This window comes from Arthrobacter arnarulunnguaqae (genome assembly GCF_051262515.1).
Taxonomy (GTDB): Bacteria; Actinomycetota; Actinomycetes; order Actinomycetales; family Micrococcaceae; genus Arthrobacter_N.
The window spans coordinates 11,494-30,748 of sequence record NZ_JBIMER010000020.1 but is presented as its reverse complement, the minus strand read 5'-3'; the positions used below and the strand labels follow the sequence as shown (position 1 = coordinate 30,748).

The 19,255-nt window shown below is 71.3% G+C and carries 12 protein-coding genes and 1 pseudogene; 10 read left to right on the top strand and 3 right to left on the bottom strand.

Translation table 11 applies throughout. From position 1 onward, the window contains the following. Positions 1 to 73: 73 nt before the first annotated feature. Positions 74 to 1,751: pseudogene (locus ACHAAJ_RS13970) on the top strand (AMP-binding protein). Positions 1,752 to 1,760: 9 nt separating this feature from the next. Here ACHAAJ_RS13970 and ACHAAJ_RS13965 read toward each other — a convergent pair. Beyond that, positions 1,761 to 2,774: a DNA-3-methyladenine glycosylase family protein gene (locus tag ACHAAJ_RS13965; protein WP_435728803.1), complete on the bottom strand. Its 1,014-nt coding sequence runs from the start codon at positions 2,772 to 2,774 to the stop codon at positions 1,761 to 1,763. Between the two features lie 95 nt (positions 2,775 to 2,869). On the opposite strand from ACHAAJ_RS13965, the gene ACHAAJ_RS13960 reads away from it, so the two are divergent. From ACHAAJ_RS13960 to ACHAAJ_RS13950, 3 genes are all read left to right on the top strand, one after another. After that, positions 2,870 to 4,246 (top strand): cystathionine beta-synthase, encoded by a 1,377-nt coding sequence (locus ACHAAJ_RS13960; RefSeq protein ID WP_435728802.1) that lies wholly within the window; start codon positions 2,870 to 2,872, stop codon positions 4,244 to 4,246. Positions 4,247 to 4,256: 10 nt separating this feature from the next. Further along, entirely contained in the window at positions 4,257 to 5,414 is a 1,158-nt protein-coding gene (locus tag ACHAAJ_RS13955) for a cystathionine gamma-synthase (RefSeq protein WP_435728801.1), read from the top strand. Positions 5,415 to 5,790: 376 nt separating this feature from the next. After that, the gene (locus ACHAAJ_RS13950) at positions 5,791 to 6,372 is read left to right on the top strand and encodes an NADPH-dependent FMN reductase (RefSeq protein ID WP_435728815.1); all 582 of its coding nucleotides are present in this window, start codon (positions 5,791 to 5,793) and stop codon (positions 6,370 to 6,372) included. 92 nt (positions 6,373 to 6,464) lie between these two features. On the opposite strand, the gene ACHAAJ_RS13945 is transcribed toward ACHAAJ_RS13950, so the two are convergent. Continuing rightward, on the bottom strand, positions 6,465 to 7,646 hold the full coding sequence (locus ACHAAJ_RS13945) for an amidohydrolase (RefSeq protein WP_435728800.1): 1,182 nt from the start codon (positions 7,644 to 7,646) through the stop codon (positions 6,465 to 6,467). A gap of 194 nt (positions 7,647 to 7,840) precedes the next feature. Next, positions 7,841 to 8,266 carry a hypothetical protein gene (locus ACHAAJ_RS13940; RefSeq protein ID WP_435728798.1) on the bottom strand — a complete coding sequence of 142 codons (426 nt, stop codon included), beginning with the start codon at positions 8,264 to 8,266 and terminating at the stop codon, positions 7,841 to 7,843. 40 nt (positions 8,267 to 8,306) lie between these two features. Here ACHAAJ_RS13940 and ACHAAJ_RS13935 point away from each other — a divergent pair, with 40 nt between their 5' ends. The 6 genes from ACHAAJ_RS13935 (at position 8,307) to ACHAAJ_RS13910 (ending at position 19,222) form a co-directional block, all read left to right on the top strand. After that, entirely contained in the window at positions 8,307 to 8,939 is a 633-nt protein-coding gene (locus tag ACHAAJ_RS13935) for an MOSC domain-containing protein (protein ID WP_435728797.1), read from the top strand. A gap of 267 nt (positions 8,940 to 9,206) precedes the next feature. Continuing rightward, positions 9,207 to 11,147, top strand: a complete 1,941-nt coding sequence (locus ACHAAJ_RS13930; RefSeq protein ID WP_435728795.1) for a DEAD/DEAH box helicase — start codon at positions 9,207 to 9,209, stop codon at positions 11,145 to 11,147. Positions 11,148 to 11,303: 156 nt separating this feature from the next. Beyond that, the gene (locus tag ACHAAJ_RS13925) at positions 11,304 to 12,602 is read left to right on the top strand and encodes a glycosyltransferase family protein (protein ID WP_435728794.1); all 1,299 of its coding nucleotides are present in this window, start codon (positions 11,304 to 11,306) and stop codon (positions 12,600 to 12,602) included. Beyond that, entirely contained in the window at positions 12,589 to 15,192 is a 2,604-nt protein-coding gene (locus ACHAAJ_RS13920; RefSeq protein WP_435728793.1) for a glycosyltransferase, read from the top strand. The genes ACHAAJ_RS13925 and ACHAAJ_RS13920 overlap by 14 nt, the downstream gene beginning before the upstream one ends. After that, positions 15,189 to 16,985: an ABC transporter ATP-binding protein gene (locus ACHAAJ_RS13915; RefSeq protein WP_435728791.1), complete on the top strand. Its 1,797-nt coding sequence runs from the start codon at positions 15,189 to 15,191 to the stop codon at positions 16,983 to 16,985. The genes ACHAAJ_RS13920 and ACHAAJ_RS13915 overlap by 4 nt, the downstream gene beginning before the upstream one ends. Further along, positions 16,982 to 19,222 (top strand): phosphotransferase, encoded by a 2,241-nt coding sequence (locus tag ACHAAJ_RS13910; protein ID WP_435728789.1) that lies wholly within the window; start codon positions 16,982 to 16,984, stop codon positions 19,220 to 19,222. Before ACHAAJ_RS13915 ends, ACHAAJ_RS13910 begins: the two co-directional genes overlap by 4 nt. The last annotated feature ends 33 nt before the right edge of the window (positions 19,223 to 19,255 follow it).

Genomic DNA, 19,255 nt, shown 5'->3' with positions numbered 1-19,255 from the left:
CGGCCCGGCTGATGTGTGGCCCGGCTGATCTGTTCTGAGTCACAGTCTGCCGCAGAATCCCGAGGAGTCGACGATGACCCAGCCCGAAGCTCACCGCCAGCAGGATTCCCACACCCGGGGAGGTGAGGGGATGGCCGTTTTGGAGGAAACCATTGGGGCCAACTTCCGGAGGGTCGCGGCTCTGCACGCCGATCGGGAGGCGATCGTCGAGGCGTCGACGGGACGCGTCTGGACCTACGCGCGGATGGACCGGGAAACGGACGCGATCGCCCGGGCGCTGATCGCTGCGGGCATCGGCCGCGGCGAGCGCGTGGGCATCTGGAGCCCCAACTGCGCCGAATGGACCCTGCTGCAGTACGCCACCGCGAAGGCCGGGGTCGTGCTGGTCAACGTCAACCCCGCCTACCGGATGCACGAACTCGCATTCGTCGCCGAACAGTGCGGGATGCGCGCCCTCGTCGTCGCGCCGGCGGACGCCAACAGCGACTACCCCGCGATGGCGCGGGATGTCCGCGCCCGGACGGCGGGCCTGCGGGAACTGGTCCTCCTGCCCGGCCCCGGCGGGGTCCCGGCAACCAAGCCGTACGACGGCGACGCGCCCTGGGAATCGCTGCTGGACGGCGCGCGCGACGTCGGACAGGATGCGCTGGAGACCCTCATGTCCGCCCTGGAACCCGCGGACGCGATCAACCTGCAGTACACCTCGGGCACCACCGGCTTCCCGAAGGGCGCGACGCTCACGCACCCAACATCCTCAACAACGGGTTCCACATAGGGGAGCTGCTCTCCTACACGCCGGAGGACCGCGTGGTGTTGCCCGTCCCGTTCTTCCACTGCTTCGGAATGGTCATCGGGAACCTCGCCGCGCTCTCGCATGGAGCGGCGACCATCCTGCCCGGACGGACGTTCCGGCCCGCCGAGACCCTCGACGCCGTCCAGCGCCACGGCGGCACCAGCCTCTACGGGTGCCGACGATGTTCATCGCCGAGCTCGCGCTGCCCGACTTCGGCGACTACGACCTCTCCACCCTGCGCACCGGCGTGATGGCCGGCTCCACGTGCCCCACCGAGGTCATGGAGCGCGTGGTCGGGGAGATGAACATGGCCGGTGTGGCCATTTGCTACGGCATGACCGAGACGTCGCCCGTCTCGACGATGACCCGCGCGGACGACTCGCTGGAACGGCGGACGCAGACGGTGGGGCGCACCATGCCGCACCTCGAGTCGAAGATAGTCGACCCCGGCACCGGCGCCGTGGTCCCGCGCGGCGAGGTCGGCGAACTGTGCACGCGCGGCTACGCGGTCATGCGCGGCTACTGGAATGACCCCGACAAGACGGCAGATGCGGTCGACCCCGAGGGCTGGATGCACACCGGGGACCTCGCGGCCATGGACGACGGCGGCTACGTCCGGATCGAGGGGCGCATCAAGGACATGGTGATCCGCGGTGGCGAGAACATCTCGCCCCGGGAGATCGAGGAGTTCCTCTACCGACACCCGGCCGTGCGCGACGTCCAGGTCATCGGCGTCCCGGACGAAAGGTACGGCGAGGAGCTCATGGCGTGCGTCATCCTGCACGAGGGTGCGGAGCCGCTCACGCTCGAGGCGCTGCGCGAATTCTGCGCGGGACGGATCGCCCACTACAAGATCCCGCGGTACCTGCAGGTGCGCGACGCCTTCCCGATGACCGTCTCCGGCAAGATCCGCAAGGTGGAGATGCGCGAGGAGGCGCTGGAACTGATCGGACGCTGACCCGCCCCCTCAGCGGGGCCGGTGGTCCTCGGGCGCCAACCGGGGGCCGAAGGCGGGCTTGCGGAATCCGGACAGGCCGATCATCCGGACCACGCGCTGGCGGTGGCCGTTCCACGGGCGCAGCAGCTCCAGCATGCCGTCGTCGTCCGTCGTGCGTCCCGCGAGGGCATGGCCGACGTACGCGGCCAGGTGGTAGTCGCCCACCGAGACCGAATCCGGGTCGCCGTGGGTGCGCTGGAGGACCTCGGCCGCGGTCCACGGGCCGATGCCCGGCACGGTCTGCAGCTTGGCGGACGGACCGGCGGACAGCGGGAGGGCGCCGAGCCGGTTCAGCCCGGCGGCGGACTCCGCCGCGCGCAGGATGGTGGTGCGGCGGGAGATGTCCACGCGCGCGGCGTGCCAGTCCCAGCTGCCGATCCGGCGCAGCCCGTGCGGGCCGGGCGGTATGCGCATGTCCGCCGGAGCCGGCCCCGGCGCGCGGGTGCCGAACTTCCGGGCCAGGTAGCGCCACGCGTGGCGGGCCTCGATGGTGGTCACCTTCTGCTCGAGGATGACCGGCACCAGGGCGTCGAACACGCGCCCCGTCGCGGGCAGCCGGAGGCCCGGGTGGCGGCGCCGCGCCTCGGAGACCATCCGGGGCAGGCCATCCCGGTAGCGCGCATCGTCGAACGCGGTCCAGTCGTCGTCGGCGCCGAGTAGCCGCGGTGCCGCGGCGACCGCCGCCCGGGCCCCGGGGCCCCACGCGCGGATGGCCACCGTCGTCGTGCCGGCGCCCGCCGCCGTCGTGCCCGCCTCCGTGGCCGACGCCGGAGGGTGCGTCGACGCCGCCAGGTGCAGCGATGCGGGCCCGGCGTCGGTGTCGAAGCACAACCAGGCCGCTTGGCCGGCGACGCGCACGCACGGATCGTGCGTTCCGCGCTGCAGGACACCGAGCGTCGACGCCAGCGAGTACGGCCCGGCGGCGGTCCACGCGGCCTCGGCCGCGGGCAGGCGCGCGTCGACGGCCGGGGCGGAAAGGGTCATCCCACCATGGTGCCACCCGGCGCCGACACCGCGGGAATGACGGCGGGTTTCGTCCGGTGGGGCGCCCGAGGTGACCCGCGGGTAGAGTCTTGGGCATGAAATACGCCAACTCCGTCTTGGATCTCATCGGCAACACGCCCCTCGTCAAGCTCGCCCACGTCACCGGCGACATCAAGGCGACCGTCCTGGTCAAGCTCGAGTACCTCAATCCGGGCGGCAGCATCAAGGACCGGATCTCGCTGAAGATGGTCGAGAACGCGGAGGCGTCCGGCGCCCTGTTGCCGGGCGGCACGATTGTGGAGCCGACGTCGGGGAACACCGGCGTCGGACTGGCGATGGTGGGGCAGCTAAAGGGCTACAAGACGATCTTCGTCACCCCGGACAAGGTCGGCGAGGAGAAGCGCGACGTGCTGCGCGCCTACGGCGCCGAGGTCGTGGTGACGCCCACCGCCGTCGCGCCGGATTCCCCCGAGTCCTACTACGGTGTCTCCGACCGGCTGGTCCGCGAGATCCCGGGGGCATACAAGCCGGACCAGTTCTCCAACCCGGCGGCCCCCGAGAGCCACTACGAGACCACGGGCCCGGAGATCTGGCGCGACACCGACGGCACCGTGACCCACGTGGTCATCGGCGCCGGCACCGGCGGCACCATCACCGGCACCGGGCGGTACCTCAAGGAGGTCTCGAAGGACCGCGCGTCCGGACCGGTCCGCGTGATCGCCGCGGATCCGGACGGCTCCGTCTACTCCGGCGGCACCGGCCGCCCCTACTTCGTCGAGGGCGTCGGCGAGGACATGTGGCCGGGGAACTACGACCCGTCCGTTCCGGACGAGGTCCTCGCCGTCGGCGACGGCGAGTCCTTCGCCATGACGCGCCGGCTCGCCCGTGAGGAGGGCCTGCTGGTCGGCGGTTCGTCCGGCATGGCCGTCGTCGCGGCCCTGCGCGCGGCGCGGGACCTGCCCGAGGACGCCGTCGTCGTCGTGATCCTGCCCGACGGCGGGCGCGGGTACCTCGCGAAGATCTTCAACGACCAGTGGATGCGCTCCTACGGATTCGCCGAGGACGAGCGGCAGGACACCGTCGCCGCGCTGCTGGCCAACAAGGCGAGCGACCTGCCCGACCTGGTGCACACGCACGCCCAGGAATCCGTGCGGGACGTCATCGGGATCATGAACGAATACGGCGTCTCCACGCTGCCCGTGCTGTCCGCCGAACCTCCCGTGCGCATCGGCGAGGTGCGCGGCAGCATCGACGAGCGCACGCTCACGGCGCGCCTGTTCCGCGGGGACATCGCGCTCACGGACGCGATCGCCGATCTGGTGTCCTCTCCCATGGAGCTGATCGGGGCGCAGGAGTCCATCGCCGACGCGCGCGGCAAGCTCCAGCACCACGACGCTCTCCTGGTCACGCGAGACGGCGACGCCGTCGGTGTGGTCACCCGCCACGACCTGCTGAACTACCTCACCCACTAAGGAGCGTTCGATGAGCAACCCCACCACTGGCTTCAACACCCGCGCCGTCCACGCCGGGCAGGACTTCGAGCCGCGTACCGGCGCAGTCGTTCCCCCGGTGCACTTCTCCACCACCTACGCGCAGGACGGTATCGGCGGCCTGCGCGAGGGCTACGAGTACGGGCGCGGGACCAACCCGACGCGCGACTCGTTGCAGCAGCAGCTCGCGGGCGTCGAAAACGGCCGGCACGCGTTCTCCTTCTCCTCGGGGCTCGCCGCCGAGGACGCGATCATCCGCGCGCTGACCCGCCCCGGCGACCACATCGTGCTCGGCAACGACGCGTACGGCGGCACCTACCGGCTCATCAACCGCGTCCTGGGGGAGTGGGGCATCGGGAACAAGCCGGTGGACATGTCCGACCTCGACGCCGTGCGGACCGCCGTCGAGGCGAACCCGACGAAGCTCGTGTGGCTGGAAACGCCGTCGAATCCGATGATGAAGATCAGCGACATCGAGGCGATCGCCAAGATCACGCACGACGCCGGGGCCCTCCTGGTCGTGGACAACACCTTCGCGTCGCCGTACCTGCAGCAGCCGCTGGACCTCGGTGCGGACATCGTGGTGCACTCCACCACCAAGTACATCGGCGGCCACTCCGACGTCGTCGGCGGCGCCGTCGTGGCCAACGACGACGGGCTGGCGGAGAAGATCGGGTTCATCCAGTTCGCCGTCGGCGCCGTCTCGGGACCGCTGGACGCGTTCCTGACCACGCGCGGACTCAAGACCCTGGGCGTGCGCATGGACCGCCACTCCGCCAACGGCCAGGCCGTCGCCGAGTGGCTGCTCACGCGGCCCGAGGTGGAGAAGGTGCTGTACCCGGGGCTGCCCGACCACCCTGGGCACGACCTGGCGAAGCGGCAGATGCGCGGCTTCGGCGGCATGGTCTCGGTGCAGTTCACCGGCGGCGAGGCCGCGGCGCGGAAGATCGCCGAGGCGACCCGCCTGTTCACGCTGGCCGAGTCCCTCGGCGGCATCGAATCACTGATGAACTACCCCTCGGAGATGACGCACGCGTCCGTCAAGGGCACCGAACTGGCCGTCCCGGTTAACCTGCTGCGCCTCTCCTGCGGCATCGAGGACGCCGAGGACCTCATCGCGGACCTCGAGCAGGCGTTTGCCCAGCTCTAACCCCCGCCCGCCCCGCCCGCCCTGCCCACCCGCCGCCCCGCCCCAGCCACCCCCGCCACCCCCGCCACCTCGCGAAGTGGACGGTTCCACGCGTTGTAACCCGTGGAACCGTCCACTTCGCGGGGTTCAGGGGGATGTTGCGGCGCGGGCCGCGGAGAGACAAAGGTTGACGGTTCACTTGTATTGCCCTAAGGTAATTGAAAGTTCAATTATTAATTCCTAGGCTCCCCGGAGGTTGCACATGTCCTGGTTCTCGAAGCTCTTCCGCAAGTCCACCCCTGCGGCCGGCGCCCACGCCGCCGGTGTCCCGGCGCAGTCGGCTCCGGCCGACGTCGCGCCCGCGGCACCCGTCGCGGCGGCGACCGCGCCGGAAGGCCTGCCTCGCATCGCCGTCGTCACCGGATCCACCCGCCCGAACCGCGTGAACCTCGGCGTGGCCGAATGGGTCCTCGCCCAGGCCCGGCAGCGCGGCGACGCGGTGTACGAACTCGTGGACATCGCAGACTTCAAGCTGCCCCTGTTGGACGAGGCCTACCCGGCCGCCTACCAGAACTACGAGAAGGACCACACGATCGCCTTCGCCGCGAAGATCGCCGAGTTCGACGGCTACGTGTTCGTCACGCCGGAGTACAACCACTCCGTGTCGCCGGCGCTGGCCAACGCGCTGTCCTTCGTGAACGCCGAGTTCAACAACAAGGCCGCCGGCATCGTGGCCTACGGCTCCGCGTTTGGCGCCCGCTCGGTGGAGCACCTGCGCCACGTGCTGTCCGAGCTGCAGGTCGCCCACGTCCAGAAGGCCGGCATGTTCTCCCTCTTCGCCGACTTCGAGGAGTTCGCGACCTTCAAGCCGACCGACCAGCAGGCCGAGTCCCTCGCGCCCGTCCTGGACCAGCTGGTTCCGTGGACCAAGAGCTTCGCCGGGGTCCGCGCGGGCATGCTGGCCACCGCCGCGGCCTAACCACTCCCACCCGCCACGCGAAGTGGACATTACCTCGGTTCGTTAACCGAGGTAATGTCCACTTCGCGTGGTTAAAAGTCGGGGCGGGTGCCTTACGCCGCGCTGCGGGGAGCTACGCGGGGAAGGTGCGCCTCGCCGTCGTACTCCATGACCTGGCGGCCGCCGATCCAGACGCGCAGCGCGCGCTGCATCACGTCGAGCGGGTCCCCGGACCACAGGACCAGGTCCGCGTCCTTGCCCTCCTCGATCGACCCGATCCGGTCCGCGAGACCCAGCACCCGCGCCGGGTTGATGGTGATGGACCGCAGGGCCGTCGCCGGGTCGAGGCCCTCCTTCACGGCCAGCGTGCACTGGTGGACGAGGAAGTGGATCGGGATGACCGGGTGGTCGGTGATGATCGAGATCTCGACGCCGGCGCGCGCGAGCTTGCCGGGGTTGGCCAGTGACCGGCCTCGCAGCTCCACCTTGGACTTCGTCGTGAACAGCGGTCCGATCAGCACCGGGACGTCGCGTTCGGCGAGGACGTCCCCGAGTACGTGCGCCTCCGTGCCATGGTCCAGGACCAGTTCGTAGCCGAACTCGTCGGCGAGCCGCAGCGCCGTGGCGATGTCGTCCGCCCGGTGGCAGTGTTGGCGCCACGGGATCTCCCGACGCAGGACCATGGCTAGGGCCTCGAGTTTGGGGTCGATGGCCTCTGGATCGGCCTTGGCCATGTAGTTCCGCGCATCCATGAACGCCTTCCGGATGACCATCGCCGTGCCCAGCCGGGTGGACGGGGTCTGCTTCCGCTCGCCGTAGATGCGCTTCGGGTTCTCGCCGAGGGCCGACTTAAGGCCGCTGGGGGAGCGCAGGACCATCTCCTCGATGTACCGGCCGTGCGTGTGGAGAGCCACCGCCAGCCCGCCCACGGGGTTGCCCGAGCCCGGGTTGACGTTGACGGTCGTCACGCCGCCGGCCAGGGCGTCGTCGAAGCCGATGTCGAAGGGGTCGACTGCGTCGATGGCCCGAACCGCGGCCATGATCGGGTCCGTCATCTCGTTCACGTCCGAGGTGGAGCCGTTTTCGCCCTCCGGATGCATGCCGAGGTGCACGTGCGCGTCGATGAAGCCGGGCAGCAGCCACTGGCCGGCGGCGTCCAGCACGTCGGCGCCGTCCGGGATGCGTACGTCCCCACCGGCGGCGGAGATCTTCCCGTCGCGGACGACGACGGTCCCGTCGAACGGTTCCCCCTCGATGGGCACGACATGGGCGTTGGTGATGGCAAACAGGGTCACTGTGCTGGTCCTCTCGGTGGCTAAGGCGGTGGGTCGACCCTATCCCCGGAACACGCGGAAAGTGACCCGGAACACCCCGTCCGGGGTCGCCGTCGCACGCCTCCCCACCACGCGAAGTGGACAATTCCACAGGTAGTTAACCCCGGTAATGTCCACTTCCGGAGGTCGGGGCTTGCCATGGGTCGGCGGCGCGGTTAACGGCGCTGCGTGCGGCGGGCGGCGATCCGCTCGGCCTTGCGCTTGGCCCGGAGCGCCCGCGACTGGTCCTTGAAGTACTCGAGGCTCGGCGGCAACCAGAGCAGCAGCACCCCGATCAGCAGGCCGACGGCGAGCACCCCCAACCGGGGGCCGCGGAACAGCAGCGGCAGCCCTCCGATGAGCCCGAACGTCGTCAGCGTCCCGCGGCCGGCCAGCTTTCCGCGGTACAGCTGCCAGACGCCATAGCCGACCAGTATCCCCAGCAGCGCGAGCACGGCGCCCAGCGCCACGAAGCCAAGCCGGTCGCCGTCGGAGGCGAGCTGCGCGTTGCCCACCGCCGCCACGGCGAAACCGAGGGCGACGACGGCCACGGCGGCCCACCAGACGACGGCGGCACGCAGGGTTCCCGGCAGTTTCTTCACGGTGCAGAGCCTAGCCGAGGCGCGGCCGTAGCATGGAGCCATGGAATCGAACCCGGGCGTCCTCAAGGCCGTGTGCCGCGTGCACCAGCTGATCCCGGACCGCGGTCCCGTGGGGATCACCGCGATCGACAAGCGCCCGGTGGACGGACCGGTCAAGGTCGCGCGACTGGGGCTCTACGCGGACACGCAGACGGACCGCGCCCACCACGGCGGCGAGGACCAGGCCGTCTACGCGTATTCGGAGGCCGAAGCGCGGCGCTGGGCCGGGGAGCTGGGCCGCGGGATCGAACCGGGTCTCTTCGGCGAAAACCTCCGCGTCGACGGCGTCGAGACATCGGACGCCGTCGTGGGCGAGTGCTGGAGGATCGGGAACGACGTCGTCCTGGAGGTCACGCTGCCCCGCACCCCGTGCGCCACGTTCGCGCGGCGCATGGGCGAGCCCCGGTGGGTGGCGCGCTTCGCCGAGCGCGGCGACATCGGCTGCTACCTGCGCGTGGCCCGCAAGGGCTCCATCCGCGCCGGCGACGCGATCGCCGTCGAACACCGTCCGGAGCACGGAATCACGGTCCGGGACGTGTTCCGGGGCCTGGCGCCCGCGCAGGCGGCGGTCCTGCGGGAGGGGCACGACGCCGGTGCCTGGGCCTTGCCGCCCAAGCTCCTCGCGCTCGTCTAGACCCCGCCTGCGCCCCGTGTGCGCAAGCGCACAGCACCCGCCCGCCCACCAGCGGGCGCCATCGGATAGACTTAGGTGTTCGCCGATATCCGGCTTCCCTCGCATCCTGCCCAATATTTGAGGCAAGAGCTATCGCATGTGAGCCCGTCAATCGGGCGGTTTTCATAGGGGAGCGCCGGACTTAGCAGGTGAAAAGTCCGAATGTGCCGCGGAAGCCACTCCTGAACGAGTGGCGCGAATCCGCCCCTATGAATGAGGTAGTTTCCTATGTCTTCCGACATGCCCGAAAACCACACGGCCGAAGCCGAAGCCCCCGCCGAGGAGACCGTGAAGTTCACGGACCTCGGCATCGACGCCCGCGTGCTCGCCGCCGTCACCGACCTCGGCTACGAGAAGCCGTCCCCGATCCAGGCCGCCACCATCCCGCTGCTGCTCGAGGGCCGCGACGTCGTCGGCGTCGCCCAGACCGGCACCGGCAAGACCGCCGCGTTCGCCCTCCCGGCGCTGTCCAAGATGGCCGAACTCGCGGACCTCAACGGCACCGCCCGCAACACCCAGGTCCTCGTCCTCGCCCCGACCCGCGAGCTCGCGCTCCAGGTCGCAGAGGCATTCACGTCCTACGCCAAGCACATGGGCGACTTCACCGTCCTGCCCGTCTACGGCGGCTCGGCCTACGGCCCGCAGCTCGCCGGCCTGCGCCGCGGCGCCCAGGTTGTCGTCGGCACGCCCGGCCGCGTGATCGACCACATCAACAAGGGTTCGCTGGATCTCTCCGACCTGCAGTACGTCGTCCTGGACGAGGCCGACGAGATGCTCCGCATGGGCTTCGCCGAAGAGGTCGACAAGATCCTCGAGGCCACCCCCGAGGACAAGCAGGTGGTGCTGTTCTCCGCCACCATGCCGTCCTCGATCCGCCGCATCGCCAAGCAGTACCTGCGCAACCCGCAGGAGATCTCGGTCAAGTCCAGCACCTCCACGGGCACCAACATCCGCCAGCGCTACGTGCAGGTCATGGGCCCGCACAAGCTGGACGCGCTGACCCGCATCCTCGAGGCCGAGCCGTTCGACGGAGTCATCGCCTTCGTGCGCACCAAGATGGCCACCGAGGACCTCGCCGACAAGCTCAAGGCCCGCGGCTTCCTGGCTGCCGCCATCAACGGCGACATCCCGCAGCAGCAGCGCGAGCGCACCGTCGAGAACCTTCGCTCGGGCAAGATCGACATCCTCGTCGCCACCGACGTCGCGGCCCGCGGCCTCGACGTCGAGCGCATCAGCCACGTCGTGAACTTCGACATCCCGCACGACACCGAGTCCTACGTGCACCGCATCGGCCGCACGGGCCGCGCCGGCCGCTCCGGCGACGCGATCCTGTTCATGACCCCGCGCGAGAAGTACCTGCTGCGCGCGATCGAGAAGGCCACGCGCCAGCCGGTCGAGCTCATGCACCTGCCCAGCGTCGACGTCGTCAACGACAAGCGGCTGGCCAAGTTCGCCGAGCGGATCACGGAAACCCTCGGTTCCGAGGACCTGACCGTCTTCCGCGGTCTCGTAGAGAAGTTCGAGGCCGACCACGACATCACCGCGACCGAGATCGCCGCGGCGCTGGCGCACATGGCGCAGGGCGGCCGTCCGCTCCTCATGGAGGAAATGCCGACGCCACCGGCCAAGCAGGCCCGCGCCATGAAGGGCGCCAAGGACGGCTTCGGTTCCCGGGGTCCGTCGCGCTCGCTCACCGAGGGCAATGCGACGTACCGCATCTCCGTCGGACGACGCCAGCGCGTGATGCCCGGCTCGATCGTCGGTGCGCTCGCCAACGAGGGTGGCTTCAGCTCCGCCGACATCGGCGGCATCGACATCCGGGCCGACCACACCCTGGTGGAGCTTCCGGCCGAGCTGTCCCAGGACCAGTGGCAGGCACTGTCCAAGACGCGTATCGGCGGCGAGTTGATACGCCTCGAATTGGACAACGGTCGCACCCCGCGCAGCGAGCGCGAGTCCGGCCCCCGTTCGGGCGGCTTCGGCGGCGGTCGCGGAGGCGGCGGCGGGTTCCGCAAGCGTGAAGAGGGCGGCAACGACCGCGGCGAGCGTCGGCAGGGCGAGCGCCCCGAGCGCGGCGAGCGCTCCGGCGGCGGCGGCTTCGGCGGATCGCGCAAGCCCCGCACGGGTGCCCGCGGGTTCGACGGCGCCCGCGGCGGCCGCAGCTACTAGAAACATGCCCTAGGGTCCGGCCGGACACGTGCAGACGTGTCCGGCCGGGCTTTTTTGCGCCTCTTGTCGAACATTAGACTCTTGTCGAACATTAGATGAGAACCTTTTCATCTGATGTTCATCTTCGACTCATCTTCCGTAGGCAGGCTGTTTCCCATGGCAAGCACTCAGCACCAACCTGGCCTCCGGGTGGCCCTCTATTCCCATGATTCCGTGGGGCTCGGGCACACCCGCCGCAACCTGGCCATCGCGCACGCGCTGAACGAGGCCCTGCCGGGCGCCACGGGACGCCGGGTCTCGGGGCTGCTCATGACCGGCGAACGGACCGCCACCGGTTATCCGACGCCGGAGGGCTGGGATTGGGTGCTGATGCCGGGCATCCACAAGCGCGACGGACGGTATGCCCCGCGTACGCTGAACGTGGGCATGGATCGTTTGATGGACGTGCGCTCGTCCGTGGTCGACGGCGTCCTGCAGTCCTTCCGTCCGCACGTCGTGGTGGTGGACCGGCACGCCTTCGGCATCGATGGCGAACTCTCCGCGCCGCTGTCCAACCTGCGGCGCGACAATCCCGGCTGCCGCCTTGTCCTGGGGCTCCGCGAGGTTCTCGACGACCCGGCCACGGCCTCCGCGGAGTGGGCTCGCGTGGGTGTCGAGCGCGTCTGTGACACCTTCGACGAGGTTTGGGTCTACGGCGACGAGGGCATCCACGACCCCGTCGCGGCGGGCGAGGTCCCGCGGGCGCTGGCCGGTCGCATCCGGTACACCGGCTATCTGTCCGCCGGTCGCCACTGCTCCGAACCGGCCGACGCCGTGGACCGCCCCTATGTGCTGACCATGGCCGGCGGTGGTTCCGACGGTTACGGACTGACCGCCGCGGCGGCCGCCGCGGCCGTCCCCGACGGGCACCGGCACCTGGTGGTCACGGGGCCCCAGATGCCCAGGGCACAGCGCGAGAAGGTCCGGGCCGCGGCGGCGCCGGGAACCCGCGTCGTCGCCTCCGTTCCGGACGGGCTGTCCTACATCAGGTCGGCGGCCGCCGTCGTCGTGATGGGCGGCTACAACACGGTGTGCGAGGTGCTGGGGTCCGCGACGCCCGCCCTCGTCGTCCCGCGGATTGCTCCGCGGACGGAGCAGCTGATCCGCGCCCGGTCCCTCGAACGCCGCGGGGCCGTGCGTTTACTGCCGCCCGACGTCGTGGACGCAGAGTCGATCGGCGGGTGGTTCGCCGACGCGGTCCCCGCCGGCCGCTCCGAGTCGGACAGGGGCCTCCGGCGGGAGGCCCCCGAACGGCACGAGGCCCGTGCCCAGTCGGAGGCACGCGGCACGATCAGGCTGGACGGGCTGACCGCGATTGCCCGCCACGCCGTCCGCCTCGTCGCCGCGGCCACGCCCCTTCCCGCCCCGGACGATTCCGGGACCACACGAGAGGAACTCGCCCATGTTGCCGTCTAACCCCCGGCGCACCGGATACGTGCTCAAGGTCTATCCGCGCTTCTCCGAAACGTTCATCGTGACCGAGATCCTGGCCAGGGAGGCCGCGGGAGAGACCCTGCGGATCTTCGCACTCCGGCACAGCACGGACGCGCGGTTCCACCCCGAGCTGGCACGCGTCCAGGCACCCGTGGAGTTCGTTCCCAAACCGGTCAAGCTTTCCGAGGGGTGGGGGCTGGTGGCGGACGCCACGCGCACCGTTCCGGGCTTCGCGGACCGCTACGCCGCGTTGCTGCCCGAGCTGTCCGGCTACGATCCCACCGAGGTCCACCAGGGGATCGCGTTGGCGACCTCCGCCACCCGGGCCGGCCTGACGCACCTCCACGCCCACTTCGGGTCGGTCGCCGGCCGGACCGCGGAAATCGCCGCGGAACTGGCGGGCATCACATTCTCCGTGACGACCCACGCAAAGGACCTGTTCCACGATTCCGTCGACCCGGAGCGATTGGGGACGACCCTGCGCCGGGCGTCCCACACCGTGACCATCAGCCGATTCAATCTGGGGCACTTGGCGGGGCAGTATCCGGACCTCGCGGAGCGCACGCACCTGCTGTACAACGGGTTGGAGCTGGAACGGTTCCCCTTCCGCGAACCGCGGACCCCCGGCGGTCGCCTGCGGATCGCCGCCGTCGGACGTTTGGTCGAGAAGAAGGGCTTCTCCCGGCTCCTCGACGCCGTCGCCGCACTCGCCGAGCGCGGAGTCGCGGCCGACGTCCGGATCGCCGGGGACGGCGAGCTGGCCGCCGATCTCGCGGAGCACATTGCGCGCCGGGGACTCGGCGGCCCACCGCCGGCGGACGGCGGCGCCGCCCCGGACCCGGCTGCCGGCGCCTCCCCGGCGTCGGGTGTGCGGAACACCGCCCGGCTGCTCGGTCCGCAGACCCAGGCGGAGGTGCGCGCCCTGCTTGAATGGGCCGATGTCTTCGCGGCGCCCTGCACCGTGGGCGCCGACGGCAACGCGGACGGCCTGCCGACCGTCCTGCTGGAGGCGATGGCCATGGGCGTCACCTGCGTCGCCACGGCGGTGACCGGCATCCCCGAAGCCATCCACGACGGCGACGGCGGTCCCGCCACCGGCGTCCTGCTCCCACCGGACGACGCCGAGGCGCTGGCCCGCGCGCTGGCCCGGACGGCGGAGCCCGGTTTTCCGCGCCGCGAGGTGGCGCGCGCGGCCCGGGATCTGGTGGAGCGACGGTTCGATTCCGCCGGACAGGCGCGCGCCCTGGCCGCATTGGAGGACCGCGCCGGCGCGCCCATCGGCGTCCCCGCCGCGCAGCCGTCTCCCCCCGCCGCGCTTTCCCCGTCTCCCGCACCGTCCCCCTCCGCACCCTCCGCGTCCTCAGCGGCGGACATCGCAGGGTTGCGCGTGGCCTATGCCTGCGTGGATCCCGGCATTCCGTTCTTCGGCACCAAGGGCGCGTCGGTGCACGTGCAGGAGATCGTCCGGGCCCTGCGAGCCCGTGGCGCGGACGTCCGCCTCTATTGCACGCGCACCGGCTCCCACGTCCCGGCGGACCTCGCGGACCTTGACGTCGTGGAGGTGCCGATTCGTTCCGGCACGGCGGCAGGGCGCGAGCACGCGCAGCTGGCCGCGTCGCGCCAGATGGCCGAGCGCATCGCGGCGGACGGCGCCGACCTTGTCTACGAGCGGTACAGCCTTTTCAGCACGGTCCTGGCTTCGCTCGCCGAAACCGACGGGATCCCGGGGATCCTCGAGGTCAACGCGCCGCTGATCGACGAGCAGCGGACACACCGTGAACTGGTGCTGGAGGACGAGGCGTGGGCGGCGCTGCGGCGCCAAGCCGGCGCCGCGGTCCGGACCGTGTGCGTCTCCGAACCGGTCGCCGCATGGGTGCGCACCCATGTCGGCGAGTCCGCCGAGGACCGGGTCGCCGTCGTTTCCAACGGCGTGAACACGGACAGGATCCGCCCGCGCGGACCGCATCCGGCGAGCACCAACTCAGGACCAACCGTGGTGTTCGTCGGAACGCTCAAGCCGTGGCACGGTGTGGAGACGCTCGTGGATGCGGTCGCGTGTTCGGCGGGGCAGTGGCGGCTGGCCATCGTCGGAGACGGACCCCAGGCCGGCGAACTGCGCGACCGTGCCCGGGCGCACGGCCCCGCAGCCAACTCCCGGATCGATTTCGTCGGTGCCGTGGAACCGGGCTCCGTCGGCGGGCTGCTGTCGGGTGCCGACATCGCCGTCGCGCCGTATCCCCAGGCGTCCGCGCAGGAGTCCTATTTCTCCCCGCTGAAGATCTACGAGTACCTGGCCGCCGGCCTGCCGGTCGTCGCCAGCAGGGTCGGTCAGGTGCCCGGCATCGTCCGCGACGGCCGCACCGGAGTGCTGGTCGAACCGTCCGACGCCGGTGCGCTCGCCCACGCGCTGGACGCGCTCGCCGCCGATCCCGGCCGGCGCGCGGAACTCGGCGGCAACGCGCGCCAAGAGGCGGTCGCCGAACACGGCTGGGAACGCGTGCTGGAGCGGACCCTCCAAGGAATCGAGCCGATCCCGACGGCGCGACGCGTCCCCGAGGGGGCCCTGACGTGAGCCCGCGCCAGCCCGGGCCGTTCCGCCGCACCCTGACCGTCCTGCGGCCGCACCTGCCGGGTCACCGGAAACTCATGGCGGGCGGCGTCGTCGCCCTGATCTTCGAGGTGGCCTTCCGGGTGCTCGAACCCTGGCCCACGAAGTTCGTCGTGGACGCCGTGTCGCAAAGCCTCGGCGCGGAACTCGGCGCCTCGGTCCCGGCCGCCACCCTGTCGCTGATGCTCACCTGCGGCGCCGCCGTCGTCGTGATCGTCGGCCTGCGGGCCCTGGCCAACTACCTGGCCACCGTGGCGTTCGCGCTCGCCGGGTCCCGGGTCGCCACGGCGCTGCGCCAACGCGTGTTCGCGCACGTGCAGTCGCTCTCCGGCACCTACCATTCCGGCGCCAAGACCGGAGACACCGTGCAGCGGCTCGTCGGCGACGTCGGGAAGCTCCAAGAGGTCGCGGTCACCGCCGGGCTGCCGATGCTGGCCAACATGCTGACGCTGGTGGCCATGGCCGGAGTGATGTTCTGGCTGGACCCGCTGTTGGCGCTCGTGGTCGTCGTCGCCGCCGCGGCGTACCTGCTCAGTTCGCGCGGAAGTACCGGAAAAATCACGGGGGCGTCCCGCAAGACCCGCAGGGGCGAGGGGCAACTGGCCAACATCGCGCACGAAAGCCTCGGTGCCATGCGCGTCGTCCACGCCTTCGGCCTGGAGAAGGAGCTGGAGGGCAGGTTCGCGGGCAGCAACAACAAGACGCTGCGCGATGGCGTCCGGGCCAAGAGGCTGTCGGCCGGACTCGAACGGCGGACGGACGTGATCGTCGGCGTGGCGACCGCCGTCGTCCTGGTGGGCGGCGGGTGGCGCGTGGTCCAGGGCGGCATGACGCCGGGCGACCTCGTCATCTTCCTGACCTACCTCAAGACGGCCATGAAGCCGCTGCGGGACATGGCCAAGTACACGGGCCGGATCGCCCGGGCCGCCGCCTCGGGCGAACGCGTGGCGGACCTGCTCGACGTGCCCGCGGGCATCGCCGACGCGCCCGGCGCCAAGGCGCTGGTCCGTGCCGACGGCGCCGTCTCGCTGCGGAACGTCACGGCCGGTTACGGCGGTGACAAGGTTCTGGAGGACCTGTCGCTGGACATTCCCGCCGGACAGAGGATCGCCGTCGTCGGGCCGTCGGGTTCGGGGAAATCGACGTTCTCGCTCCTGCTGTCGCGCCTGCTGGAGCCCTCCGCCGGCTCCGTCGCGCTGGACGGGCTGGACGTCCGGCGGATCACGCTGGCCTCGCTGCGGTCCCACGTCAGCCTGGTGCCGCAGGAATCCGTCCTGTTCAGCGGGACCATCCGCGAGAACATCCGCTACGGGCGCCTGGACGCCACGGACGAGGAGATCATGGACGCGGCCCGACGGGCCCAGGCCCACGACTTCATCCACGAGTTCCCGGAGGGATACGACACGGTGCTGGGCGAGCGCGGCGGGACCCTCTCCGGGGGCCAGCGCCAGCGCATCGCGATTGCCCGCGCCATGCTTCGCAACAGCGCGGTGGTGGTGTTGGACGAGGCCACCACGGGCCTGGATCCCGCCTCGGCAGGCCTGGTGCTCCGGGCCCTGTCTCGCCTCACCACGGGCCGCACCACCATCAGCATCACGCACGACGCCGCAACCGCCCTCGCCGCGGACCGGGTGGTCTGGCTCGACCGCGGACGGATTGTCCTGGACGGCACCCCGGCCGAGTTGATGGCCGAGGGTTCCGGCACCTTCGCGGAGTGGGTATCGCGGGAGACCGCCGGACAGGAGGTGACCGCGTGAGCCGTGAGGCCGCGGAATCCGGGTTGTTGCCCGCGGCGCGGATCCTGCTCGGCGCTCACCCGGCGTCGGATGAGGTCCTGGACGCGCTCGGGTGCCGCGGCGTCGGCATCGACCACCTGCGCTACAAGCCGGGGTTCTCGACGATCGGCCGGGTCGGGGGTCCGGGCGGAGGCCGGTGGATCGCCGGTTTCGGCCCCGAGGCCCAGGCCAAGGCGGCCAAACTCCGCCGCAAGGCGCGCGCCCGCGGATTCGAACTGCTCGAGGCCGCCGTGCCGGACGCCCTCGGACACGTCCTGATGTACGGCCCGGTCGGCCTGGACAACCGCCTGCGGGCCGGGCTGCGGGCCGCGCGGCTGCTACGGGCGGACGGCTCCCCGAACGGGACCGTGCTCAACTACAACCCGTGGCGGCGCCTGGTGCTCGAGTTGCCGCGGACCGCGGACGGACGCCGCAGTGTCTCCAAGACCACCATCCACCCGCTCCACGGGCTCCCCGCGGTGCTGGCCGAGCTGCGGATCAAGGGGGTACCAGTACTCGTGCCCCGGCCCGGGCGGGACGCGCGGACGCTGGTCTATGCGCACTACGGATACGGGGACCTCGCCGGGGCGTGGGGCGCGGCCGAGCCTTCGTCGGCGGCTGGCCAGGCCGCCGCGGCGGGCCGCATCCTGGCGGGCCTCCACGGGAGCGGGGCGTGCCCGACGGGCAGGATCGACCCCGCGCGGAGCCTCAGGGCCGTGACCCGCGGCGTTGCCCACGTGCTCCCGGGAGCCGCATCGTTGGCACGGGCGACGGCAGCCGGGCTTCTTGGCGCCGTCGAATCCCTCGACGCGGACGACGTTCCGCTGCACGGCGACTTCTCCGCCGATCAGCTGCTGGACGGGTCGGACGGGCTGCGGCTGATCGACCTGGATCGGATGGCGATGGGACCCGCCGGATGGGACGCCGGGTCCTTCGCCGCCGTCGAACTGTTGGCCGGCCGCGGAGACGCGTGTGCCGCGGCGCTCGCCGACGCCTACGCACGGCAGCGCGGGGGTGTTTCGAACCTCGCGGCGTGGACGGGCGTGCACGTGATGATGCGGGCCCTGGAGCCTTTCCGCGCGGCCCGCCCGGGATGGGAGGAAGCGGTGCTCGAGCGCTTGGAGTTGGCTGAACGCATCGCCCGCGGCGGAGGGCCCCGCGCGCGGAGGACTTCCGCGCAGCCCGCTTCCGCGCAGCCCCCTTCCGCGCAGCCCGTGCTGCCCGGCCGGGTGGAGGTCGCCGGGTGCGTGGTGGAGGTCCAACGCGCCTGGCCTAAGGCGGACGGGACGCAGACGTTCGAGGGGACCGACGCGGAGGGCCGTGTCCGCGCGGGACGCTGGAGAGGCGGCGCGGCCAAACTGCTCCCCCACGCCGCGGATCCCGCGCTGCCCGCACTCACGTCTCGGGGAACCCTGGTGGTGCACCGATACGGTCGCAGGGCCGTGGTGAGGGTGGACGGTCCGGGGGGAACCGGTTACCTGAAGGTCCTGCGGGCCGGGAAGGAAGCCGCCGTGGCTGGCGTGTCCCGCCGGCTCGGCCAGAAGGCCGCCGTGGCAGGATTGCGGGCGCCAGGGGTCGTGGCGGCCGGCGAGGGGTGCGTGGAATTCACCGCCGTGCCCGGTATGCCCCTGACCGCGCTGAACACGCACCAGTGGAATCGCGCCTGGGACGCGTGGGCGGAGGCCTGGCCGCGGCTGGTGCTCTCCGAGGCGGGAGGACTCCCCGCGCACGGGGTCGGCGACGAACGTTCCGTTCTGGCGACCTGGACCGGGCACCTCGTGGACCACGACCCGCTGCGGCTCTCGCCGACGTCGCGCCGGACATTTGAAGAACGCGCGGCGCGGGCCTCCGCGGCGCTCGGCGTGCGGGCGCCGCGGAGGGAAGTGGTGGCCCACCGGGACCTGCACGACAAGCAGTTGCTGTTCGATGAGGCGACGGGCCGGCTCGGCCTGCTGGACTTCGACACCGCCGCGCGCGCCGACGTTGAACTCGACCTCGGCAACCTGCTGGCGCATCTGGATCTGCGCCGCGACCAGGGAGTGGTCACGGAGGCGGCGCGGGACGCCGCCGTGATGCGTGTCGTGGGGACCGCCGAAGCGCTCGGTGCCGACCCCCGACTGTTGGACGCCTACACCGAATCCGCCCGGATCCGGCTGGTTTGCGTCTACGCTTTCCGTCCCGCCTGGCGCGGGTTGGCGGCGCATTGGCTGGACCGCTGACCCGGTGAATGTGGCCTCCGCCACGGAGGCGCA